The 26,602-nt window shown below is 75.1% G+C and carries 2 protein-coding genes (1 of these 2 only partly in view); both read right to left on the bottom strand.

The features are described from left to right. Positions 1-12,608 carry the 5' portion of an amino acid adenylation domain-containing protein gene (locus AB5J87_RS31995; RefSeq protein WP_369381800.1) on the bottom strand. The gene continues 9,304 nt to the left of window position 1, outside the view, so only the first 12,608 of its 21,912 coding nucleotides appear in the window; the start codon lies at positions 12,606-12,608; its stop codon lies off the left edge, out of view. Then, complete coding sequence (locus tag AB5J87_RS31990; protein ID WP_369381797.1) at positions 12,605-26,602, bottom strand: SDR family NAD(P)-dependent oxidoreductase; 13,998 nt, start codon at positions 26,600-26,602, stop codon at positions 12,605-12,607. The genes AB5J87_RS31995 and AB5J87_RS31990 overlap by 4 nt, the downstream gene beginning before the upstream one ends.

The raw sequence follows: 26,602 nt of genomic DNA, 5'->3' as shown, positions 1-26,602 counted from the left end.
ACCGTCCAGGCGCCGTCGGGCCCGGCGGGCTCGACGACCTCGAGGACGAGCTCGTACTCGCCCTCCTGGTGGATGCCCTCGACGTACGAGAAGGCGGGGGCGTCGGCGGTGACGTCCTCGTACCAGTCCTGGTACATGAACGCGTACCGGAAGACCGGTGCGCCGCCCTCGCCCGCGGACAGGCCGAGCTCGCGCACCAGGGCCGGGAACGGGTGGTGGTGGGCGAGGCCGTCGGCGAGGTTCTTCTGGACGTCCTTGCAGAGGTCGGCGAAGCGCGCCCCGCCGGTGACCCGGGTGCGGACCGGCAGCATGTCGACGAAGTGGCCGACCGTGCGCTCGAAGCCGCGCGCGGGCCGGGTGCTCACCGGCATGCCCACGATCACGTCGTCCTGCTGGGTGTACTGGCGCAGCAGCACCGTGAACGCGGCCAGGTGGACGGCGGAGGCGTAGACCCGCCGGCCGCGCGCGAACTCCGCCAGGCGCGCGCCGAGTTCGGGCGTCAGGCGACGGGTGGCGGTGGCGCCGACGCCGGAGCCGGTGGGGCGCGGCCGGTCGGCGGGCAGCGCCACCGCGGGCAGCGGCCGCGCCAGCCGCTCCCGCCAGTACGCGAGCCGGCCGTCGGCCCCGGTGTCGCCGAGCGCCCGGGCCTCGGCGGCCACGAACTCCCCGTAGGGGGCGCTCGGGCGCGCCGGGTCGGGGTTCCGGCCCCCGGTGAGCGCGGTGTACCGCGCGAGGAGCTCCTTGACCAGCAGTACGGCGGAGGCCCCGTCGAGCACCAGGTGGTGGGCGTTCAGGAGCACCCAGGACGTGCCGTCCGGGCCGTGGAAGACGTCGAGGCGGCAGAGCGGGCCGTGGTCCAGGTCGAACGGCCGCTTGGCGTGCGCGCGGATCAGCGCGACCGCCCCGCTGTCGTCGGCCGCCGAGAGCTGATGCTCCGTCACCAGCTGGCGCGGGGGCTGCCGCTGGGCCAGCAGCAGGCTGCCGCCCGCCACCTCCACGGCCGCGCCGAGCACCTGGTGCCGGGCGCGGACCCCGGCGAACGCGGCCCGCAGGGCGTCGATGTCCAGACCGGTGGTGCGGAAGCAGAGCGGCACGTTGTACGCGGCCGACTCCGGGGCCGCCTTCTGCAGGGTCCACAGCCCCTGCTGGCCCTCGGAGAGCGGATGGCCCGGGGCGTGCCTCTCCGGGGCCGCGCCGAGGTGCGCCGCCAGCTCGTCGACCGTCGCGTACTCGAAGAGCAGCGAGGACTCGAAGGCCGGGTCCAGCTCGCGCTGGATCTCCTTGGCAAGCCGCACCAGCCCCATCGAGGTGAGGCCGAGGGCGAGGAAGTCCGCATCGGTGCGGACGTCGTCGGGGTCCACGGCCAGCTGCGCGGCGACGGCGTCCCGCAGCAGCGCACGCACCCCGCCGCCACCGTTGACGGCGGCGGGTGCCGGGGCGGGGGCGGTCGCCGTGCGGACGGCTTCGGCCGGCGTCCGCCCGTACCAGTGCGTCTTCTTGGCGAACGGGTACGTGGGCAGGCTCATGCGCCGGGGCATCCGCGCACCGCCGTACAGCGCCTCCCACACCAGGGCCGCACCGGTCAGCCACCGCCGGGCCGCCCCGCCGGGGTCGGTGACCGGCTCGGGCGCGGCCCGGCCGGTGTCGCGGCCGGTCAGGTCGGCGTACTCGGCGGCCGGCGCCCGGCCCTCGTCGAGGAACGCGGCGAGCCGCGCGGCGAGCTCCGGCACCGACCGCACCACGAGGGCCAGCCGCACCGGCAGTTCGTCGCGGCCCACCTGGAGGGTGTACGCGAGGTCGCTCAGCGGCACCGGCCGCCCGGCGCGTGCGGCGTCGGCGACGAAGTCCGCCAGCCGTCCGGCCGTCTCGCGCAGCTGCTCCGGGGTCCGTGCGGAGAGCGGCACCAGGCGCGGCTCGTCGGTCAGTCGCGCAGGCTCGGGGGCCACGTCGCCGCCTCCAGGGTGTTCTTCGACGATCAGATGTGCGTTGGAGCCGCCCGCGCCGAAGCAGGAGATCCCGGCGCGCCTGGGCAGCGGTCGCCCGTCGGCGTCCACGGGCGCCCACGGCGCGAGTTCGCGCTGCACCGCGAACGGCGTGCGCTGGAAGACGATCCCGGCGTTCAGCTCCTCGGCGTGGATCGACGGCGCGAGCTGCCGGTGCCTGAGCTGCATCAGGACCTTGGTGAGCCCGGCGACGCCGGAGGCGCTCTCGGCGTGGCCGAGGTTGGACTTGAGCGAGCCGACGGCGCAGTACTGGCCCGCGCGCCCGGTGCCGAACGCGCGGCTGAGCGCGGAGATCTCGATGGAGTCGCCGAGCGCGGTCGCCGTGCCGTGCGCCTCCACGTAGCTGACCGTGGCGGGCTCCACCCCGGACTTCTCCAGGGCGCGGGCGACGACGTCGCGCTGGGCCGTGAGGCTGGGCATGCTGTAACGGCTGGTGCGCCCCCCTGCGTTCACCGCGCTGCCCTTGATGACCGCGTAGACGTGGTCGCCGCTCGCCAGCGCGTCCTCCAGCGGACGCAGCACGACCGCGCCGACGCCCTCGGCGGCGAGGAAGCCGTCCGCGTGCTCGGCGAACGGACGGCAGCGGTCGCCCGCGGAGAGCAGCCCGTGCTCGGCCAGCACCTCGAAGTGGTCGGCGTCCAGGAGCAGGTTGACGCCTCCGGCGACCGCGCAGTCGTTGTCGCCGCTGTACAGGCTCTCCAGGGCGAGGTGGATCGCGGTGAGCGACGACGAGCACGCCGTGTCGAGGGCGATGCTCGGACCCTGGAAGTCGAAGAGGAACGAGGTGCGGTTGGCGATGGAGGAGTGGGCGGTGCGCCCGTTGTACGTGGCGTTCATGGCACCCGCGAACACCCCCACCCTGCCCTGCCGGTTGAGCGCGTCGGCCGTGTACCCGGCGTCCTGGAGGGCGCTGTGCACGGTCTCGACGAACAGCCGCTCCTGCGGGTCCATCGCGGCGGCCTCGGCGTCCGTGATGCCGAAGTACTCGGCGTCGAAGGAGGCGACGTCGGCGAGGAACCCGCCCTTCGGGCGCTCCTTGCCGTCCTCCTCCCACCGCAGCCACCAGCGGTCCTCGGGGTACGCGGTGGTGCAGTCGCGTCCCTGCCGCACGTTCTCCCACAGCGCGGCGGGGTCGGCGGCCCCGGGGTAGCGCCCGGCCAGGCCGACGACGGCGATGTCGCGGAGGCGGGGCGCGGGGGTGCCGACGCCGACCGGGGCGGGTGCATGCAGAGGTGCCTCGGCGGGTGCCTCGGCGGTGTCAGAGCCCGCCGCAGGGACCGCGGTCGGGACCGCCGCCGGGGCCGCGTCGGGGACGGGCACCGGGGCCGCGACCGGCTCGGCCGTGCGCGGCGGCTGCTCGGCGCCCAGCACCTGGGCCAGCCGCGCGGGCTGCGCCGCCGTGAAGTGCCCGGCCACCTCCCGGACCGTCGGACAGTCGAAGAACAGCGTGCTGCTGAGCTCGTCGAAGTCGCGACCGAGCGCGTTGTTGAGCTGGATGACGAGGATCGAGTCGAGCCCGAGGTCGAAGAGGTCGGCGTCGGGGGCGAGGTCCCCGGGCGCCATCCGCAGGGTCGCGGCGACCAGTTCGGTGACGTACGCGACGGCCCGCTCCAGCAGCGCGGTGGGCGCCTCCAGCAGCGGGGAGGGCGCCTCCAGGGGCGGAGTGGGCGCGGCGGCGGCCTCCGTCCCGAAGAGCCGCAGCAGCTCCGGGCGGCGCGTCTCCACGAAGTGGTCGGTCAGCTCGTCGAGGGTGCGCAGCTCGAAGAAGAGCGTGCTGGGGACGTCCTCGAAGTCGCGGGCGACGGTGTTGTTCATGCCGGAGACCAGGATCGAGTCGAGACCGTAGTCGTGCAGGTTCCGGCCCGAATCGAGCTGATCGTCCGTCAGGCGCAGGGCGTCGCGCAGGAGTTGCTCGAAGTACGCGAGGGTGCGCGCCCGCAGATCGGCGTCCGGGACGGTGGCGGTGACGGCCGGCCGGGGCGCCGCGAGGGCGTGCGCACGGGGCGCCGCGGGGGCCTGGGCGCTCGGCCCGTCCGTACGGGCCGCCGGGCCCCCGGCGTTCGCGGCGACGGTCAGCTGCTGGCCCAGGGCGTGCGCCCCGGTGTCCGGCTGGCCGACCTCCGCGAAGCCAGCCGCCCGCAGCACCCGCACCCAGCTCTCGGGCGTGAGCACCGGGCTGCCCGGGATGCGCAGGTCGGCGTCCCGGTACAGCCACCAGCCGTCGACCAGGCCGAACGTCAGATGCGCCAGGAGCGTGTTGCGGCTCATCTCGTTCATGAAGAGCAGCCCGCCCGGCCGCATGGCCGCCCGTACGTTGCGCAGGGTCGCCGCGATGTCCGCGGTGGCGTGCAGCACGTTGGTGGCCACCACGAGGTCGAACCCGCCGGGCTCGATGCCCTGCTCCAGGGGCGGCTTCTCCGCGTTGAAGATACGGGTCGTCAGATACGGGTGGCGCGGCAGCAGTTGCTCCTCGGCGCGGAAGAGGAACGCCTTGGAGAGGTCGGTGTAGCAGTACTCCGCGATCGCGTCGCCGAGCGGCTCCAGCGCCGCCAGCACCTTGGCGCTGGTCGCGCCGGTCCCGGCCCCGACCTCCAGGATCCGGAGCGGGCGGCCGGGTTCGGCGGCGCGGCGCCGGCGCACCGCGTCCACCAGCAGTTCGCCGAGCCGGTCGTTGAAGTAGTCCGCGATGGGGTCGCCCCGGTAGATGCCCTCCACGCGGGACATCGAGGAGCCCGGGAAGAGGATCTCGGTGGCGGGCCGCTCACCGGTCAGGACCTCGCGCAGGGCGAGCAGACAGGACTCGACGAGGTCGACCTGGGCGCGCTGGTTCGCGTTGGGCGTCCAGGCGGCGCGCTCCGCGTGCCACTGGCGCCACAGCTCGGCCGGGTCCAGGCCGTGCGCGGCGGGCAGCGCGCGGCGTCCGCCGCGCACCTCGACGAGACCCGCGGCGGACAGCACGCGGTCGCTCTCGGCGAGCCAGCGGCCGTACTTGGCGGGGATTCGCTCCTCCAGGCCGTCGAGGCCGAGGTCGCGCAGGGTGGTGAAGAGCAGCCGTTCGGCCAGCTCGCACAGGCGCCGGTGGGGCAGGAACCGGCCGAGCCGGGCGACCTCGCCGTGCGGGGCGCGGTGCGCCGCGACGACCTCACCGAGCACGGACACCGCTCCGGCCGCCGCCACGTGCTCGTCGGGCACCAGAGCGCGCAGCGCGGCCTCGTCGAAGGTGCGCATCAGCGCGACCTGGCCGTGTGCGCCGCCGAGGAAGTCACCGAGGGTGCGCAGGGCCTCCTCGGGTTCGAGGGAGTCGATGCCCGCAGCCGCCATGCGGGTGCGGTAGAAGTCGTCGCTGACGACACCCGCCACGCCCCAGTAGCCCCAGTTGACGGACTTCACCACGGGGCGCGCGGCGCCGGGGGCGGTGGGCCAGCGGTCCGCGAGGTCCAGGGCCAGCGCGTCCTTGAAGGTGCATCCGGCCGCGTAGTTGGCCTGGCCCGCGTCCCGCACGAAGCTCTCGACCGAGGAGAAGAAGAGCACGAAGTCCAGCGGCTCGGCGCCGAAGACGCGGGCGAGGTGGACACCGACGTCGACCTTGGCGCTCAGCGCCGCGCGGAACCGGCCCTCGTCCATGTTGGCGAGGGTCTTGTCGGCCAGCACGATCGCGGAGTGGACCACGCCGTCGATCCGGTCGTGGCGCCGCTTGACCGTCCGGTACGCGGCGGCCAGCGCCGCCTCGTCGCTCGCGTCCGCCCGTACGTAGAGGGGCTCCTCGGCGCCGACGGCCCGCGCCCGGGCGGCCAGGTCGGCGAGGGCGGTGGCGACGGCGCCTTCGAGGGGGCGCCGGCCGATCCAGACGATCGCCGCCCGGTGGTGTTCCACCAGGTGGCGGCTCCACAGTGCGCCGATGCCGCCCGCGCCGCCCACGACGACATAGCGACCGCCGTCCCGGTAGGGCGCGGTGGCGGGGGCGAGCGGGGCGACCGGCCGCAGCTCCTGGGCGAGCCAGCGGCCCTCGCGCAGGGCGAGCGTGGTCCCGGCGGGGACCGCGGGCAGCGCGAGTCCGGCCGCGCGCAACGCCTCGCCCGGGGCCGTGGCGGGCAGGTCGAGGAGGCGGACGGTCCAGCGGCCGTGCTCCTTGGCGGCGCTGCCGAGCAGGCCGTGCACGCCGGCGTGGGCCGCCGCGACCGGGTCGCCGGGGACCGCGCGCTGGGTGGCGAAGGTGAGCGCCGTCCAGGTGAGCGGCTTGGTGCCGAGGCCGAGCGACAGCAGCGCCCGCAGCAGGCGGTACACCTCGACGGCGCCCCGCTCCTGGTCCGCGACCGGGTCGGGCCCCTCGTGCGGCGCCACCCACACCAGGTGGGCGGGCGTCCGCCCGGTGGCCCGGATCAGCTCGGCGATCTCGGCCACCGGGGCTCCGGCGGGCAGCTCCACCGTCCGGTGTCCGGGCGCCAGCGACCCGAGTTCGCCGCTCAGCCGCCGGTCGGCGTCGAAGACGAACACCTCGTCGGGCCGTACGCCCGTCAACTCGCCGACGGAGGCGGCGAGTTCGGTGCCCTTGGGCTGCCACACCGGCAGCAGGGTGCGCAGGGCCGAGACCCGGCCGTCGCCCGCCGCGCCGCCGGGCGCCCCGGCCGTCCGGCCGTCGAGCGCACGGTAGGCGAGGCCGCGCAGCGCGGCGCAGACCCGGCCGCGGGCGTCGGTGAGGTCGATGTCGAGCACCTGGCCCGCGCCCTCGGCCCGCTCCCCCGGAGCCGGACGCACCCAGGCGTACATCTCCCGCTCGCACGGGGCGAAGACGTCCAGCCGGTCCAGGGCGAACGGCACCGGTGTGGCCGACGCCTCCCGGGGCCGCGAAGCCGCGCCCGCCTCGGTGTCGAAGCGGGGGTCGAGGCCGAGCGAGGCGTGGATCGCCGCGTCCAGGAACCCCGGGTGCAGCGCGTACGGCTCCAGGGCGGCCCCGCCGGGGAGCCGCAGTTCGGCCAGCGTCTCGCGCCGCCCGTCGGGGGCGCCCCGGTGCAGGGTGCGCACCAGGCGGAAGCCGGGGCCGTAGACGACTCCGGCGCGGGCGATGTACGCGTAGCACTCCTCGCCCGACAGCGGGCGCAGCCGCAGGGCGGCGCGCAGCCGTGCCAGGTCGACCGCGGGCCGCTCGGCGCCGGGGGCGGCCGTCGCGCGGCCCTGGACGTGGAGCTGTCCGCCGTCCTCGGCCGAACCGGTCAGCTCGAAGCGCGGTGCGCCCGGCGCCCCGTCCTCGGTCAGGGTGAACTCGACCGTGCGGCCCCCGTCGCCGACGGCCACCGGCCGCACCCAGCTGACGTTCCTCAGCGTGACGCGCGGCCCGGCGGCGGGCAGCGCGCGGCGCACGGCCGTGTACGCCATCTCCAGGCTCGCCACGGCCGGGAGCAGCCGCTTCCCGTCGACCACGTGGTCGCGCAGCACGAACTCCTCGCCGGTGAAACGGGTGCGGTGGCGGACCGCGCCGAGCCCGGACACGTTCTCGTGGAGCAGGGGGTGGGCCGGGGCGGGTCCGGCGCTCCCGGCGGTACGCGTCGGCCACGGGTGGACGACCGGGCTGAACGGGTAGGTGGGCAGGCTGGTGCGGCGGCCCGCGACGGACTTGGCCAGCCGCCGCCACTCGACGTCGGCGCCGCGCGCCCACGCCTGGGCGAGCTTCTTCAGCTTGGACTTCTCCGCGCCGTTCGCCAGCCAGCGGTCGACCTTGGCCGCGCCGGGCCCGGTGGGGGCGCCGCCGCGGGGCACCTCGCCGCCGAAGCGGCGGGCCGAGTCCCGGCCGTCGAGGAACAGCGTGAGTTCCTGGGCGAGTTCGTCCAGGTCGCGGACGACGAACGCCACCCGGTGGGCCATCGCGACCCGGCCGACCTGGAACGTGTGGGCCACATCGCGCAGCCGCAGCGCGGGCCGCGGGCTTGCCACGGCGGCCCGCAGCTCGCGCGCGTAGGCGGCCAGGTTGTCGCGGGTGCGCGCCGACAGCGGGACCAGCTGCGGGGTGCGGTCGTCGGGGGCGGGCGCGTCGGCCGCGTACTCCTCGAAGACCGCGTGCGCGTTGCTGCCGCCCAGGCCGATGGAGCTCTGCGCGGCCCGGCGCGGCTCCTCGCCCCGGGGCCACGCGCGCAGCCGGTCGACGACGTGGAACGGCGTCCGCTCCAGCTTCAACTGGGGGTTGGGGCGGCTGTAGTTGAGGGTGGGGGCGAGCTCGCCGTGGTAGAGGCTGAGCAGCACCTTGACGGTTCCGGCGAGCCCGGCCGCCGAGTCGAGGTGGCCGAGGTTGGACTTCACCGAGCCGATGCCGCAGTAGCCGGTCGCGTCGGTGTGCTCGCGGTACGCCTCGGTCAGCGCGGCCAGCTCCACGGGGTCGCCGAGCTTGGTGCCGGTGCCGTGGGCCTCCACGTATCCGATGGAGCGCGCGTCCACGCCGGCGCTCTCCAGGGCCCGGCGGACCGCCCGGCTCTGGCCGTCGACGCTCGGGCTGTAGAAGCCGGTGGCCTGGGCGCCGTCGCTGCTGGTCGCCACGGAGCGCAGCAGGCCGTAGATGTGGTCGCCGTCGGCGACGGCGTCCTTGGCGCGCCGGATCAGCAGGGCCGCGACGCCCTCGCCGCCGACCATGCCGTCGGCGTCGGCGTCGAACGCCTTCACGCGGCCGTCGCCGGAGAAGTTCAGACCGGGCTTGTGGACATAGCCGAGTCCGTCCGCACGGGCCGCCGAGGCCGCCGCGACCAGGGCGAAGTCCGTCTCGCCGCCGCGCACCGCGCGGGCCGCGAGGGAGAGGGCGCTGAGCGAGGACGAGCAGTTGGAGTGGACGGCGAGGCTGGGGCCGCCGAAGCCGAGCTGGTACGAGATCATCGAGGCGACCGTGCCGCTCTGGGCCATCACCCACGACAGGTACTGCTGCGGGTCCTCGATCACCGGCGCCGCGCCCGGGTCGGGCGCGCCGTAGAAGTGGTTGCCGCTGGTGACGTAGACGCCGGTGGCGGGGATGTCGCGGTGGTCGTGGCCCGCGTCCTCCACGGCCTTCCAGGCGTGCAGCAGCAGCTGGCGGAACTGCGGGTCCATCAGGGCGACGTGGTTCGGGGAGAGCCGGAAGAACTCGCCGTCGAAGACGTTCTTGCCGGGCAGGGCCGAGCGCAGCGGCACGAAGCCGGGCTCGCGCAGCACCCGCTCGGGCACCCCGGCCGCGCGCAGCTCCTCCTCGGTCCAGAACCGGGTGGTGCCGTCGCCGCGCCGCAGGTCCTCCCAGAACCGCCAGTGGTCCTCGGCGTCCCCGAACCGGCAGGCGATGCCCACGATGGCCACGGCGTCGTCGGGCAGCTCAGCGGCGGCGGCCGGGACGACCGCGGTGCTCCCCTCCCCGGCCGCCGTGCTCTCCTCCCCGGCCGGCGCCGCCGGTGCGGTGTGCTCGCGCACATGGGCGGCGATGGCGCGGGCGGTGGCGTACTTGAACAGGTCGGCCGCCGCGAACGGCACGCCGAAGCGGGCGGCGACGCGCTCGGCGAGCACCACGGCCGCCAGCGAGTTCCCGCCCACCTCGAAGAAGGAGGCGGTGGGGCCGATGTCGCGGACCTGGAGGACGTCCTGCCAGCAGGCGAGGACCTGTGCCTCGATCTCGGCGAGCGCCGGCGGCTGCCCGGGGGCGGCGGGCGCGGCGGCCGGGGCGGGGGCCAGTGAGATCTCGCGCCGCGCCAGCGCGTTGCGGTCCACCTTGCCGCTGCCCGTCAGCGGGATGTCGTCGATCGGCACGTAGAAGTCCGGGACCATGTACGACGGCAGCCTCTCGCGCAGGTACTCCTTGAATCCGGCCGTGCCCGCCGCGCGCCCCGGAACCTGGCGGTAGTAGGCGACGAGCTGCTTGGCCGCGTCCTCGCCGCGCGCCACCACGACGCATTCCGCGACGGCCTCGTGGCGGCCGAAGTGGTATTCGATGTCGCCGAGTTCGACCCGGTTGCCCCGGATCTTGACCTGGAAGTCGAGCCGCCCGAGGTAGTCGATCTCGCCGTCCTCGTTCCAGCGCGCCAGGTCCCCGGTGCGGTAGAGCCGCGCGCCCGCGACCAGCGGATGCGCCACGAACTTCTCGGCGGTGAGCTCGGGGCGGTTGACGTACCCCTTGGCGAGCCCGGCCCCGGCGATGCACAGTTCGCCCGGCTCGCCCTCGGCGACCGGCCGCAACCGCTCGTCCAGGATGAGCACTTCGGTGTTGGCGAGCGGCCTGCCGATGGTGATGGGGGCGTCGGCGCGCACCAGGGTGCCGGTCGAGTAGACGGTGGTCTCGGTCGGCCCGTAGAGGTTCCACGCCTCGGTGCCGGTGCTCAGGAAGTGGTCCTTGAGCGTACGGGACAGGGCCTCGCCGCCGGTGAAGATCCGCAGGCCCTCGGTGTTGCGCCAGCCCGAGTGGAACAGCATGCTCCAGGTCGCCGGGGTGGCCTGCATGACCGTGGGGCGCACCTGGCCGATGCGCTCCTTCAGCCGGCCGACGTCCTTGAGGGTCGCGCTGTCGCACACATAGCAGCGCCCACCGGTGACCAGCGGCAGGAACAGCTCGACCTGCGCCATGTCGAAGCTGACGGTGGTGACCGCGAACAGCGTGTCGGTGCGGCCGAGTCCGGGTTCGGCGGCCATCGAGCGCAACAGGTTGGTGAAGCCCCGGTGCTGGATCATCACCCCCTTGGGCTTGCCGGTGCTGCCGGAGGTGTAGATGACGTACGCGAGTTCCGACTCGCCCACCCGCACCTCGGGCCGCTCGCCGCGCGCCGCCGCGGCGGCGAGTTCGTCGCGCTGCTCGTCGAGGACGACGAGGGCGCCGGGCGCCGCCGCCCGCGCCCCGGCGGGCCGCGCGTCGAGGAGCGCACGGGCCCGCTCCCCCAGCCGGGCCTGGGTGACGATCAGCGAGGTGCCGCTGTCCGCCACGATGTCGGCGAGGCGCGCGGCGGGCAGCTCCGGGTCCAGCGGCACGTAGGCGGCGCCCGCCTTGAGGATGCCGAGCAGGGCGACGACCATCGCGGCCGACCGGTCGAGGAAGACCGTCACCAGGTCGTTGGGGCGCACGCCCCGCGCCACCAGATGGGCGGCCAGCGCGTCGGAGCGGCGGCGCAGTTCGTCGTAGGTGAGGATCTCGTCGGTGCCGGTCACCGCGACCGCGTAGGGGGTGCGGGCCGCCGCCGCGTCGAACAGGTCGTGCACACAGGGCGCGTCGGCGTCGGCCGTGACGAGCGCGCGCAGGGCGTCGAGACGGATCCCGGGATCTGCGGTGACGGCTTCGAGGACGCGCCGGTAGCGCTCGCCCAGGGCCGCCACGAAGTCGGCGCCGAACAGCTCGGGGTGGTACTTCCAGTGCAGCGCGTACCCGTCGCCGTCGCCCCACACCTCCACTGACAGCTCGTACTCGCCCTCCTGGTGCAGCTCCCGCACCAGCTCGTAGGGGCGGTCCGGGCCGGTGAAGCCGTCGAGCACGTCCTGGAAGACGAACGCGGTCTGGAAGAGCGGCGAGCGGCCGGACGGCCCGGTGGGGCCCAGCTCGCGGGCGAGCGCGGCGAACGGGTAGCCGTGCAGCATCCCGTCGGCCACCTCGCGCTGCACCTGGGCCGCCAGCTGCCCGAAGGTCGCGCTCCCGGCGAGGTCCACCCGCACCGGCATCATGTTGATCATGAGCCCCATGGCGTCGGCGAGTGCGTCGCCGTCCCGCTCGTTCACCGGCATCCCGACGACGACCTCGCGCTCGTCGGAGTGACCGGCGAGCAGCACGGCGTACGCGGCGAGCATGACCGTGGAGACGAAGGTGCGCCGGGTGGCCGCCAACTCTCCGACAGTTCGCGCGAGTTCACCGGGGAGCGCGCTGAAGGCGGTCTCTCCCGCGAACCGGTCGACGACCTCGTCGTGCGGCCGGTCGGTGGGCAGGTTCAGCGCGGCGGTCGGGCCCGCCAGCCGCTCCCGCCAGTGGTCGAGCAGCCGCTCGCGCCGCCCCGGCAGCGTCGCCCGCTCCTCGCGCACGAACGCCTCGAAGTCCGCGCCCGCGCGGGCCGGTCGCGGCTCGCCGCCGGCCAGCAGCGTCTCGTAGGTGTCGAAGAGCTCCTGGGCCAGCAGCCGGGCCGAGCTGCCGTCGAAGACGATGTGGTGCACGCTGACCAGCACGAGCGAGGTGTCCGCCGGACGCGCGAAGACACGGATCCGCAGCAGCGGCTCCCCCTCCATCGCGAACGGCCGCTTGTGCTCGGCCTCCACCGCCGCCAGCGCCCCGGCCTCCGGCAGCGCGCCCAGGTCGACGCGGGCGAAGTCGAGCCCGCGCCCCGGGTCGACCGACTGCACGAGCCGGTCGCCGTCGCGGCCCAGGACCGTGGTGAGCACCGGGTGCCGCCGCACCACCGCGCGGCAGGCCCGCTCGAACACCGTCCCGTCGAGCCCCGAGACCCGGAAGCAGAGCGGAACGTTGTACGCGGCCATCCCCGGGTACGCCTTCTGGAGCGCCCACAGACCGCGCTGGCCCTCGGAGAGTTCGTACGTCCGCGCGCCCGCCTTGAGGCGCCGCAGCAGGTCACCGACCTCGCTGTCGGTGACCTTGCCCGCCCGGTAGTCGGCGATGAGGGCGCTGAGCTCGTGCTTCACTTCTGGGTTCTCTCTCCGTCGAGGAGCGCGATGGCGTCGTCGAGGTCCAGGGCGCCGTCACCGAGGCGCTCCAGCACCTCCAGGACCTCGGACTGCGGGGCGGTTTCCGGGGTGGTGCGCGGACGGCCCGAGGGCACCAGGCGGGCGATCCCCGCGGGGTGGGCCGCCGCCAGGTGCGCGGCGAGCTCGCCGACCGTGGGGTGCGCGAAGAGCGCGCTGGGCACGAAGCCGGGGGCGACGCTCCCGGCCAGCTCGCGGGTGAGCCGGACGATCCCGAGCGAGTCGAGGCCGAGCTCCAGGAACCCGGCGCCCGGGGCGATCTCCCGGGCGTCGCGGCCCGACCGCTCGGCGAGCAGCCCGCGCAGGAACCCCAGCGCCCGCTCTTCGAGGCCGCCCGCGGCGCCGTCGTGGTGCGGTACGGGCTCGCCCTCGGCCGGGAACCGCCACTGCGGACCGGCCGGCCGGGGCCGCAGCTCAGGCAGTGCCGGTGCGGCGACCGCGGGCCGCGGTACGGCCACGGGCGCGGTGTGCGCCTCGGCCGACACCCAGTGCCGCTCCTCGGCGAACGGGTAGGTGGGCAGGTGGAGGCGGGCCGGGCGGACCTCGTGGAGCGCGCTCCAGTCGACCGCGTACCCCTCCAGCCACAGCTCGGCGATCTTGCGCCAGTCGCCCCGGGCGGCCCACCGGCCGACCAGCTGCGCGCGCACCTCCTCCTCGTCCAGCAGCCGCGCGCCGGACGGGCGCGGGTCCACCCGGCCGCGCCAGAGGCCCGCGGCCGAGCCGCCGTCACCGGCGAGGAAGCGGGCCAGGCCGTCCCGCACCTCGGCGACGGTGCGCGCCCGCAGCACCAGCCGCTCCTCCAGGGCGACCCGGCCGCTCTGCAGCGTGTGGGCGAGGGCGGCCAGGTCGAGGCCGTCGTGCGCGTCGAGGAAGCCCAGCAGCTTGCGGGCGTACGCGCGCAGCCGGTCCGCGTCCTTGGCGGAGAGCGGGACCAGCACCCCGCCGGGGACCTCGGACGGCCCCGCCGGGTGCGGCGCGGGCGCCTCCTCCAGGACGACGTGCGCGTTGGCGCCGGTCGCGCCGAACGCGCTGACCCCGGCCCGGCGCGGTACGCCCTCCTCGCCCTCCCACCGCGCGAGCTCCGTCTGGAGCCGGAACGGAGAGTCCGCGAGGTCGAGGTAGGGGTTGGCGCGCCCGGCCGCCACCTGGGGGGTGAGCGTGCGGTGGTGGAGCTGGAGCACGGCCTTGGTCAGCGCGCTGATCCCGGCCGCCGACTCGGCGTGCCCGATGGCGGACTTGACCGAGCCGAGGGCGCAGAAGCCCGTGCGGTCGGTGCGCGCCCGGAAGGCCCGCTCCAGGGCCTCCACCTCCATCAGGTCACCGATCTCGGTGCCGGTGCCGTGCGCCTCCACGTAACCGAGCGACCCGGGATCCACCCCGGCCCGCTCCAGGCAGTCGGTGACGACGGCCTGCTGCGCGGCGGCCGACGGCACCCGGAAGCCGGGGGTGCGGCCGGAGTGGCCGACCGCGCTGCCCTTGATCACCGCGTACACCGCGTCGCCGTCCTCGACGGCCCGGCGCAGTGGCTTGAGCAGCACCGCGCCCACGCCCTCGGCCGACACATAGCCGTCTCCCCCGGCCCCGAACGACCGCGCGGGCGCCTCCTGGGCGAGCAGTCCGAGCAGCCCGTAGGTGCGGTACTTGGCGGGGTGCAGCGACAGGTTGACCCCACCGGCCAGCGCCGCGTCGCACTCGCCCCGGCGCAGCGCCTCCACCGCGAGGTGGACGGCGTTGAGCGAGGACGCGCAGACGGTGTCGACGGCGAGTGACGGCCCGTGGAAGTCGCAGAAGTGCGAGACGCGGTGGGCGATGGTGGCCGCGTTCAGGGCCTGCGGCACGCGCTGCCCCTGGCGTGCGGCCTCCTCCTGGAGCAGGGCGTAGTCCCGGTGCATGACCCCGACGTACACGCCCACCGCGCGCCGCCGCTCCCCGCCCCGGGCCGCGGCCAGCGAGTCCGGGGTGTACCCGGCGTCCTCGACGGCCTCCCAGCACACTTCGAGGAACTGCCGCTCCTGCGGGTCGAGTTGGGCGGCCTCGTCGGCCGGGACGCCGAAGAAGGAGGCGTCGAAGGAGTCGACGCCGTCGATGAACCCGCCCCAGCGGGACAGGTCCTCGTGCCCCTCGCGCGGCCACCGGTCGCCGGGCACCTCACCGACGCAGTCCCGGCCCGCCTTGAGGTTCTCCCAGAACTCACCGACGTCGGCGGCCTTCGGGTAGCGCCCGGCGATGCCGACGACCGCGATGTCCTCGCTGTCGGCGGTGCCTCGTACGGCGTGCGCGGCGCCCGGGTCCCGGGGCCGCTGGACGGCCGCCCGCTCCCGCGGGTCGGGCGCGGGCTCGTCCCGCCGGTCCGCGACGGCCGTGCCGCTCGCGCTCAGATGCTCCACCAGCGCCCCGACGGTCGCGTGCTCGAAGAGCAGCGTCGGCGAGAGCCGCGTGTCCAGGGCCTGCTCCAGACGCCCGGCCGCCTGGAGCAACTTGGCGGAGTCCAGGCCCATTTCGTAGTAGCCGGTGGTCGTGGAGACCTCGTCGGCGGGCACGCCCAGCTGCTCGCCGATGACGGCCGCGACCACGGCGCCGAGGGCGTCGGCGGAGGCGGGCCGGACCGTCTTCGTCCCGGCGGTCTCCGGCCGTACGGCGGGGGCGGCCGGCGCCTCCTCGCGGCGGGCCGGGTCGATCAGCCCGGCGTGCCGCACCAGCTTGCTGCTGAAGTCGGCCAGCTCACCGATCTGGTGGCCGTCCGCGTCGAAGAACTCCAGGGTGAAGCCGAGGAGTTCCCCGCCGTGGCGGACCGAGGACCGCCGCACCCGGGCGCGGCAGGCGTCGCCGAAGGCGGCGGACGCGCGGAACGAGCGGTAGTGGAGCGGCAGGAACAGCTGGGGGTCGCCGCCCTCCGCGTACGCCAGGGCGCCGCTCGCGCCGACGGCGGCGCCGTCGATGAGCGTGGGGTGGAAGAGCTCCTCGCCGGTGCCCCCGGCGACCGCGAGCCGCACCCACACGTCCTGCGCGCCGACGGACACCGTGCCGTCGGCCTTCATGGGCCCGGAGTGGGCCACTTCGCGGGCCCGGTAGGCGCCGTACACCTCGTCGAGGCCGGTGACCCGGGCGCCGGGCGCGGGTTCGGCGGGCACCCGCTCGGTGAAGGCGACCGTGCCGGTGGTGCGGTGCACCTCGGCCGTGACGTACCGCTCGCCGTCGGGGCCGGTGGCCTCGACGCGCCAGCCGCCTTCGGCCTGCGCGACGGCCTCGACGCGGAGGTCGAGCACACCGTCCGCGTCCACGCCCAGCGGGCGGTGGATGGACAGGTCGCGCAGCTCCAGCGTGTCGTACGCGAAGCCGGACTCGGCGAAGCACCGGTACAGCAGATCGATCCAGGCGAGCCCCGGCAGCAGCCGGCGGCCGTAGACGCGGTGGTGGTCCATGACCGGGTCCTGGGCCGTGACGCGCCGCGTCCACACGTGCGTACCGGCGTCGTCGGCGCGCGCGGCCCGCGCCGCCAGTGCCGTCCGCGCACCCGTGCGCACATCGGTCCGGGTCAGCTCGGGCAGCGCGACGGGGCCGCGCCCGGCGGCCGGGGCGGGGCGGTGTCCGAGGACGACGTGCCCGTTGGTGCCGCCGTCCGCGAAGCTGCTCAGCGCCGCGTACGGCAGGTCCGCGTCCGCCGCCCGCCGGGGCAGGACGAGGTTGGCCGCGTCCAGGGAGAAGTGCTCCATGGGCTCCTGGCCCGAGCGGAACGGCACCAGCCGCTGGTGGTGCACCATCAGCGCCACCTTGATGAACGCGGCGATGCCCTCCGCGCACAGCGGATGCCCGATGTTGGGCTTCATGGAGCCCAGGTACAGGGGTGCGGCGGCCGGTTCGTCGCGGTAGACCGCCTGGACGGCCTTGAGTTCCAGGAGGTCGGTCAGCTGCGAGCCCGAGCCGTTCACCTCCAGGTAGCGCACGTCCCCCGGCGCCCGGTCCGCCTGCCGCAGCGCGTCGCGCATGACCTGCTTCTGGGCCTGGAGGTTGGGGGTGGCGGGCCCGGCGGTGCGGCCGTCGTTGTTGACCGCGATGCCCTCGACCACGGCGTACACCGTGTCCCCGTCCCGCTCCGCCTGGTCCAGCGGCTTCAGTACGACGACGCCGCAGCCCTCGCCGAGGACGACACCGGCGGCCCGCCGGTCGAAGACGTGGAACTCGCCCCGGTCCTGCAACAGGCCGCGCCTGCGGAAGAGTTCGTGGTCCCCGGGCCCGTCGAGCAGGCTGACGCCCGCCACCACCGCGAGGTCCACCGACCCGGCCGCCAGCGCGTCGGTGGCGAGCTTCATCGCCACCAGCGAGGAGGAGCAGGCGGTGTCCAGGACCATGGCCGGGCCGCGCCAGTTGAAGAACTGGGAGATGTTGGCGGCCAGGTAGTTCTGCCCGACCGTCATGATCGGATTGCGCGCCCCGGCCACCAGGTCGGCCTCGGCGCGGCCACGCCCTCGGGCGCCGACGTACACGCCGGTGTTGCTCCCGTCGAGCTCGCCGAAGCGGTAGCCCGCGTGGTGGACCGCCTTGAGGGTCTCCTCCAGGAGCACCAGCGCCTGCGGGTCCATCGCCCGCACGTCCTCGGCGTGGAGCATGAAGTACCCGGCGTCGAAGCCGTGGACGTCGTCGACGAGTCCGGCGGTGAAGCCGGTCGCCCGCCCCCAGCGCTCCTCGGGGACGGCGCGGATGGCGGAGCGGCCCTCGCGGAGCAGGTCCCAGTAGCCGTCCAGGTCGGGCGCGCCGGGCAGGCGGCAGGCCATGCCGATGACGGCGACGGGACCGGCGGTGCGGGTGACGGGCTCCGCCGCCGCGGGCCGTACGGCCGGGGCGGCGATCGCGGGCCCGGTCACGACGGGGGCGGCGGGCGCCTCGTGAACGACAGGCGCTGCGGGCGCTGCGGGCGCTGCGGGCCCCGCCGGGGCGAACCCGGCCGCGACCTCGGCCCCGTGCGCGCCGAGCAGCCATGCCGCCAGCTCGTGCAGGGTGGGGTGCTCCAGCAGTGTGGACGGTTCGAGGGGAACGCCGAGGCGCTGCTTGATCCGCTGCAGGATCTGGGCCAGCAGGATCGAGTCGGCGCCGTAGTCCGCGTACGAGGTGCGCTCGTCCAGCACGCCGGGCTTCAGCTTGAGTTCGGCCTCGAAGGTCTCGCGGAGGAACGCCATCAGCGACGGACCGGCGTCGTGGCCGGGCTGCGGCGCGGGGGTCACGAGAGCGGGTGCGGGTGCGGGTGCCGGGGAGCTCAAGGGCGCGGGCGCCGGGGCCGTCGTGGGTCCGGGCCGCGCCGCCGTGCGCCGCTTCGGGCGCAGCAGCTCCGCCGGGTCGAAACGCGCCGCGTCCACGTGGACCGGCATGACCACCGGGGCGTAGCGCGAGGTGAGGACCTGGTCGAGGAGGTCGAGCCCCTCGCGGTCGCTGATGCTGAGCAGTCCGGTGTCGGTGTACGCCTGGTTCTTGACCTCGCCGAAGCCGCTCTCTCGCCAGCTGGGCCACTGGACACTGGTGATCGGCAGGGCGTGGGCGTGGGCCTGGGCGAAGTAGTCCAGGAAGGCGTTGCCCATGGCGTAGTCGCTCTGGCCCGCGCCGAGCGCGGGAAGGGCTGCGGAGACCGAGGAGAAGAGCACCACGAACCGCAGGGCCGCCGCGTCCAGGGCCGCCAGCAGATTGCGGGTGCCCTCGGTCTTCGGCGAGACGACGCGGGCGATGCCCGCGACGGGCTTGCGCACGAACGCCGGGTTCTCCGTGTCGACGAGACCCGCCGCGTGGATGACACCGGCGATCCGGCCCATCGTCGACTCGATCGCCCGGACGGCCGCCGCGACCTCCTCGGCGCGGTCGAGCGGCAGCGCCAGGACGCGCACCTCCACGCCCCGCGCCTCCAGGTCGAGCACGGCGCGGATCTTCGCGCGGACCGCCGGGGCGCACGCCTCGGGGTCGTCCCACAGATGGCGCGGGGGCAGCGGCTCCCGGCCGGTCAGCACCAGTCGGCGCACCCCGCGCCGCTCCACCAGGTGCCGGGCGCAGAGCAGCCCGAGACCCCGGGTGCCGCCGGTCACCAGGAGCACCTCGTCCCCGGCCAGGTCGGCGCGGCCGGTGCCCTCGCGCGGGGCGAGGTCGTCAAGGACGGGCGCGTGGCGGACGCCGTCGCGGTGGCAGATCTCCGACTCGGCGCCGGGACCGTCGAGTTCGCGCCGCACGACGGCGGCGAGGTCGGCGGCCGACCGGGCCGCCGGGTCCAGGTCGAGGTGGCGGGAGGTGAGGCCGCCGTACTCGCTCTGCAGCATCCGGTACAGCCCGGCGCCCGCCGCGCCCGCGAGGTCGGCCCGGGTCCGGGCGCGCCCGAACGCTTCGAGGCCCTGCGTCACGTACAGCAGGTCGACGTCCCGCGACGCCTTGGCCCCGAGGACGCTCTGGAGCAGGGCCAGGGTGTCGCCCGAGGGCTCCGCCCCGGTGATGCCGGTGAGGTCGACGAGGGCGGTGGCCCGCTCGATCCGTCCGGCGAGCCGCTGTGCGGCGTCCGGGCCCGGCTCCACCAGCGTCGCCTCGTCGCAGAGCCCGGCCAGGGCGGAGGCGAGCGGCGCGGTGGCGGCGTCGTGCAGCACGAGGGCGCTGACGCGGCGCGCGGCCACGCCGTCGAGCGGGGCCGGGAGCCACCGCTTGGCGAGGAAGCGCACATCGGCGCGCGCGGCGGCGGCCGGGGTCCGGTCGGCGCCGTCGGCGGGGCTCGCGGCCGACTCCGGCACCCAGTGGCGGTCCCGGGCGAAGGGGTAGGTCGGTGCACTCACCCTGCGCGGCGCGTCCGCGCCGCCGTACAGCTTCTGCCAGTCCAACGAAGCACCCCGTACCCAGAGTTCCGCGAGCCGGGGCAGATCTCCGCGCCCGGCCAGCCGGTCGGTGGTCAGCGCCAGCTCGTCCGCCGGGATCAGCGACAGGGCCTCGCGCCCCGCCCGCACACTGCCGTGGACCAGGCCGCTGACCTCGCCCTCGGCCGCCAGATACCGCTCCAGGCGGTCCGCGAGCGCGGCGAACGAGTCCGCGACGACGGCGAGGCGGGCGTCCATCGCCTCCCGGCCGGTCTGCAGGGTGTACGCCAGGTCGGCGGGCGCGACCGGATCGGGCCCGTGCGCCGACTCCCGGACGAAGCGCAGCAGCCGGGCCGCGTAGGCGCGCAGCCGCTCCTCGTCCTTGGCCGACAGCGGGAACAGCAGCGGCTGCCCCGGGGCGGCGGTGCCGGGCCGGCGCTCCACGTACTCCTCCACCAGCAGATGGGCGTTGGAGCCGCCCGCGCCGAAGGAGGAGATGCCGGCGAGCCGGGGGCGCACCTCTCCGTCCACCACCGGCCGCTCCCACGGGCGCAGTTCCTGGTTGACGACGAACGGCGTGCCGCTGAAGTCGATGTTGGGGTTGAGGGTGCGCGAGTGCAGGGACGGCGCGATCTGGCCGTGCCGCAGCTGGAGCAGCACCTTGGTGAGGCCCGCGATGCCGGCGGCGCTCTCGCAGTGGCCGATGTTCGACTTGGCCGAGCCGAGGTGGCAGTACTGGGTGTCGGCCGAGCCGCCCGCCGCGCGGAACGCCTGGCTGAGACCGGCGATCTCGATGGGGTCGCCGAGCTTGGTGCCGGTGCCGTGCGCCTCGACGTAGCTGATGGCGCGCGGGTCCGCCCCGGCCTCCTCCAGCGCGTCCCCGATCGCGGCTTCCTGCGCCCGGGGGTTGGGCACGGTGTAGCCGTTGGTGCGCCCGCCGTGCGAGACGCCGCTGCCCTTGATGACGCCGTAGATGTGGTCGCCGTCGCGCTCGGCGTCGCGCAGCGGCTTCAGCAGCACGACCCCGACGCCCTCGCCGGGGATGTAGCCGTCGCCCCCGATGCCGAAGCTCTCGCAGTGACCCTTGCTGGAGATGAACTGGCCCGCGCTCAGGCTCAGATACTTGTTGGGGTGGACGGTGACGTTGACGCCGCCCGCGAACGCGAGCTTGGTGCGGCCCTGCCGCAGGTCCCGGCAGGCCAGCTCGATCGCGGTGAGCGAGCTGGAGCACATGGTGTCCACGGTCATGCTCGGCCCGTGCAGGTTCATCACGAACGAGACGCGGTTGGCGACGCTGGCGTAACTGCTGCCAAGGGCGTTCGGATTGCCGCGCGGCCCGTTCCCTCCCGCGAAGAGCAGCTGGTACTGGCCCCACATCACGCCCGCGTACACGCCGACCCGGCCGCCGAGGCGGCGCAGTTGCTCGCGGGTGTGGCCGGCGTCCTCCAGCGCCGTCCAGGCGTGCTCCAGGAACAGCCGCTCCTGCGGGTCGAGGTAGTCGGCCTCGTGCGGGGAGATGTTGAAGAAGAGCGGGTCGAAGCGGTCGACCTCGGCGATGAAGCCGCCCCACTTGCTGTAGTGGCGCCCGGGTGCGGTGCGGTCCTCGCTGTAGTGGTCGCGCCACTCCCAGCGGTCCCGCGGCACCTCCACGACGCAGTCGCGCCCGTCGCGCAGATTGGCCCAGTACTCGTCGAGGTCGCGCGCCTCGGGGTAGCGGCCGGAGAGGCCGATGACGGCGATGTCGAGCGGGGTGGCAAGGGGCGCGGCGGGCCCGGCCGCCTCGGCGCGGGGCGCGGCCGTCACGTCGGCCGCTCCGGCTCGGGCCGTCACGTCGGCGTCCACCGTACGAGGCGCGCCGGACGCCACGGCGGTCTCGACCGCCTCAGCCGCCTCGACGACCCCAGCGGCCTCGGTCACCGCAGTCGCCGCAGTCGCCTCACCGAACAGCGTCTCCAGCGCCTCCCGGTGGCGCGCGGTGAAGTATCCGCCCAGCTCGGCGAGGGTGTGGTATTCGAAGAGAAGCGTCTTGGAGAGCGGGCCGAACGTGGTCTCCAGCCCGGCCGTCAGCTCGGTCGCCAGGATGGAGTCCATCCCGTACGCGCCGAGGAGTTCGTCCTCCTCGATCTCGCCGGCGGCCAGCCCGGTGAGCCGGCCGAGCGCCTCCTTGAGGAAGCCGACGGTTCGCGCGGTGAGCGCGCGGTCGTCGAGAACCGTCGCCCCGGGACGGGCTGCCACGGCGGGGGCGGGCTGCGGGGCGGCGGTGTCCGCCTCCAAGTACGCCTGAAGCCGGGCCCGTTCGCCCGCGCCCACCACGAGGTGCGGCTCCCCCGCCGCGAGCGCGCGGTGGAAGGCGTCGATGCCCGCGGCCGTCGTCATGGGGACCATCCCGGCCCGGGTGCGCAGCGCGTCGCGGGTGGCCGCGTCGGCGCCCATGCCGCCGTCGGCCCACAGCGGCCAGCCGATCGCGACGCTGCGCCCGGCACGCTCGCCCGTGCGCACCAGGCAGTCGCGGTGGCGGGCGAACCCGTCGAGGAAGGCGTTGGCCACCGCGTAGTCGGCCTGGCCGACATTGCCGGTGGCGCCCATGACCGAGGAGAGGAGGACGAAGAAGTCGAGGTCCTCGTCCTTGGTCGCCGCGTCGAGGGCGACCGCGCCCGCGAGCTTGGGGCGCAGCACCCGGGCGAACTCGGCCGCGGACTTCTTCACCAGGAAGTTGTCGTGCAGCACGCCCGCGCCGTGCACCACTCCGTGGAGGGCGCCGTGGCGGCGTACGAGGTCGGTGACGAGTGCGGCGGTGCCGTCCGCGTCCGCCGCGTCGAGCACGTGGTACTCGACGCGCGCGCCGGTCTCGCGCAGCGCGTCGAGCCGGGCCCGCCGCTCCGCGTCCGGCTCGGCGCGGCCGGTCAGGCACAGCACCGCGCCGGGGGCCCGGCGGGCGATCTCCTCGGCGAGGATCAGCCCGAGGCCGCCCGCGCCGCCGGTGATCAGATGGACCCCGCCCTCGCGCCACACCACCGGCCGGGCGCCCGGGAGTTCGCCCACCGGCTCCCAGCCGAGCACCTGGCGGTGTGCGCCGTCGCGACGGATCCGCTGGACCCCGGGGGTGCGCGCGCCTTCGGCGAGCGCCTCGGCGAGATCTTCGGCCGGGGCGCCCGGGGGAACGGCGACGACCTGCCCGAGGAGCGCCGGGTTCTCCAGGTGGGCGCTCTTGAGCAGTCCGGAGAGGGCTTCGTACGCGTACGGCTCACCGTCGGCGGGCACCAGCGCCTGCACCAGTACGGGTGCGGTCGGCCTGCCGAGGAGGATGCCCTTGACGGCGTGCAGCAGCTCCACGGCGTGGGCGGTGACGGCCGCCGGGGCGTCGTCGGTCTCCGCCGTCTCCGGCGGCTCCAGGAAGGTGGTCTGCGGGGCGAGTCGGCGCAATTCCGCGAGCCGCGCGCCGAATCCGCAGGCCAGCACCACCCGGGCGGCGGGGGCGTCACCCGCGGGGACGTCGCCCGCGGGGGCGGGCCGGTCGCGCCAGACCGGCCGGAACAGGGTCACCGGGGCGTCCGCCCGGGCCGTGGCGCTCTCGCGGGTGGAGTAGCCGCGCAGCGCCGCGAAGACCCCGCCGTGCTCGTCGCACAGGTCCAGGTCCCACCGTCGCACCTCGGCGGTGGTGCCGCGGGCCGCGCGGATCCAGGCGTACGCGGTCGCCGGGGTGGGGCCGTGCACCTCCAGCGCGTCGAGCGCGAACGGCAGCGCCGCGCTCCAGGCGGCGCCGGTGCGGGCGTCCTGGATCTGCGGGGCGTAGACGGCCTGGAGGGCGCCGTCGAGGACGGCGGGGTGGAGCACGAAGGCGTGGCGGTCCCCGGCCGGCGCCTCCGGCAGGGCGAGCGCGGCCAGCATCTCGCCGTCGCCCAGGCGGACTTCGCGCAGGGTGCGGTGTGCGTCGCCGTAGTCGAGCCCGGCGGAGCGCAGCGCGTCGTAGCACTCCTCGCGGCCCAGTTTGGCCGTGCCCATCCGGGCCTTGAGCGAGGCCAGGTCGAGCGCGGCGGGCTCGCGGACGCCGCCCAGCGAACCGGTGCCGCGCGAGTGCACGGCGCCGCCCGGCCCGCCGGTGCCGATCTCGTAGCCGAAGCGTCCTTCGCCTTCGTCGGTGAGGGCGGTGTACGCGGTGCGGGGGTGGTCAGCGACGACGAGCGGTCGCTGCCACACCACGTGGTCGAGCCGCACCGGCGCGGCGGCGTCGGCCGCGCGGGCGTGGACCAGCGCCGCGCGGGCCATCTCCAGGTACGCGACGGCGGGCAGCACCTTCTCGCCGCGCACCCGGTGGTCGCGCAGGAAGAAGTCGTCGCCGGACAGGGTCGTGCCGTAGCGGGGGGTGTCGCCCGGCTCCGGGGTGCCGAGCAGCGGGTGGGCGGGCAGGACCGGTTCGGCCGCCGGGGCCGTGCCCGGCTCGTCGTCGAGCCAGTACCGCTTCTTGGCGAAGACATGGGTGGGCAGCGGTACGCGCCGGGGCCGGGGGCCGTTCTCGTACAGCCGCTCCCAGTCGACGTCCGCGCCGCGCACCCAGGCGTCGGCCAGCGGCCCGTGCTCCCGCCCGGCCGCCGGGGCGCCGCTGCCGCGTCCGGCGCGGCCACGGTGAATGCCGTCGCCGCCACCACCAGCGAGGAAACGTTTCAGCAGAGCGCTCAGGGAGGCGGTGTCCGGCGCCACCAGGGCCAGCCGCTCGGTCAGGGCCGCGCGGCCGGTCTGCGAGGTGTACGCGAGATCGGCGAGCCCCGCCGCGTCCGGCCGCTCCCGGCGGACGTGGTCGAGGAGGAGTTCGGCCTGCCGTACGAGCTGCGCGTCGCTCTCGGCCGACAGGACGACCAGGAACGGGGCGTCGGCCACCGGCCGGGCCGCGTCCCCGGCGGGCGCCACGTGCTCGGCCACGACCACGTGCGCGTTGCTGCCGCCCGAGCCGAAGCTGCTGACTCCGGCGAGCCGCGCCCGACCGTCGCCCGGCGTCCAGTCGGTGAGCCGGCCGACCACCGAGAACGGCGAACCCGCCAGGTCGATCTGGGGGTTGAGCTCGCTCTGGTGGAGCGAGGCGGGCAGCGCGCGGTGGCGCATCGACAGCACGGTCTTGAGCAGACCGGTGATGCCCGCGGCGGCTTCCAGATGGCCGAGGTTGGTCTTCACCGAGCCGAGGCCGCACGGGGTGGTGCTCCCGGCGAACGCCCGGGTCAGGCCCTGGACCTCGATGGGGTCGCCGAGCGGGGTCCCGGTGCCGTGCGCCTCCACATAGGTGAGGTCACCGGCCTCGACGCCCGCGTCGGCCAGCGCCGCGCCGATGAGCCCGGCCTGCATGGCCGCGCTGGGCACGGTGAGACCGCCCGACTGGCCGCCGTGGTTGGTTGCGGTCCCCTTGATGACGGCGTGCACGTGGTCGCCGTCCGCGAGCGCCTTCGCCAGCGGCTTGAGCAGGACGACGGCGCCGCCCTCGGAGCGCACATAGCCGTTGGCCGAGGCGTCGAACGTCTTGCACAGGCCGTCCGGCGACAGCATGCCCGCCTGGTGGTAGGCGACGCTGTTGGCCGGGTGGCACAGCACGTTGACCCCGCCGACCAGCGCGGTCTCGCAGTCGCCCGCGCGCAGGGCGCGCACCGCCGAGTGGACGGCGACCAGGGAGCTGGAGCAGGCGGTGTCGACCTGGACGCTGGGGCCGCGCAGGTCGAAGAAGTAGGAGACGCGGTTGGCGATGATGGCCATGGAGGTGGTCAGGCCGCTGTGCGCGCGCACCGGCAGCCCGCGGGTGTCCATGACGCGCTGGTAGTCGGAGCCGCTGGCGCCGATGAAGACGCCCATGGAGGTGCCGCGCACGGCGCTCGCCGGGTATCCGGCGTCTTCCAGGGCCGCCCAGCCCAGCTCCAGCATCCAGCGCTGCTGGGGGTCCATGCGCCGGGCCTCGTTGGGCGAGATCCGGAACAGGCCGGGCTCGAAGCACGCCGCGTCCTGGACGAAGCCGCCCCGGTCGATGCCGGGATGGGTGTCGGGGCCGATCCCGTCGGGCCACTGCCAGCGGCCTTCGGGCAGGGTGGTGACGGCCGAGCGCCCGTCGGCGAGGAGCTCCCAGAGCGCGCCGTAGCCGTCGCCCGAGCCGGGCAGCCGGCAGGCCATGCCGATGATCGCGACGTCGCCGTCGGCGGTCTCGCGCGCGGTCGCCACCGCCCCCTCGGAAAGGGCCGCTGCCACCGGCTCCGGCTCGCTGCCGCCCGCTCCTTCGGGGAACTCGCCGCCGCGCACGCCTTCGAGGAAGGAGACGATCTTTTCACCGGTGTTGCACTCGAAGAAGAAGAGCGGTTCCAGCGAGACGCCGTAACGGCCTTCGATTCGGTCCTGGAGGTCCAGGAGACTGGCCGAGTCGAGGCCGAGTTCGAACAGCGGGCTCACCAGGGAGAGTTGTGCTTCAGCGGCGCCGGAAGCGTCGCCGACGAGCTCTTCCAGGAATGCCAGGATTTCGGCGGTCAATTCAGCGGTCGCCGGTACCGGGGAATTCTCCCGGGAGGGAACGGACGCATCACGTTCCAGTCGCCGCAAACGATCGAGCCGGGTGGTCAGATCGTATTCGACCAGAACACCGTTTCCGCCATTGACGACATCGCCCGGACGGTAGCCGGGCACGAGACAACGTATCTCAGCGCCATGCAGCTGGTGCATGCGCAAAACGGTATCCAGACAACGACCTTGCGAATTCTTTGCCTGGATGTACTCCGCGAGCCCGATCCCGGGGTGCCGCTTGAAGTCCTTGCAGCGGGTGACGCCGACGGCCTTGGCCACGCCCGCGGCCTCGCCGCTCCACTCCAGCAGGTGTTCGAGCAGGGCATCACCATACCCGAAGCTCTGCCTGCTCGGATCGATGTTGAGGGACAGCACATGGGCGACCGGCCCGTCCGCGCGGTGCAGCCGGTCGGCCGTGTCGAACCGCACGGTGCGCAGGGCGGCGGGGTCGGCGATGCGCTGGGAATAGATGACGCCCCAGACCGCGCCGTCGTCCTCGATGACGAATTGGCTCTGCGGGTTGGTCGTCAGACGCCGCCGGACCACCCGTGCGGAAACCCGCAATTCTGGTGCCCAGCACATCTCTTCCAGCTCCAT

The organism is Streptomyces sp. cg36 (assembly GCF_041080675.1).
GTDB lineage: Bacteria > Actinomycetota > Actinomycetes > Streptomycetales > Streptomycetaceae > Streptomyces.
This window is presented reverse-complemented; position numbering and strand designations above follow the sequence as displayed.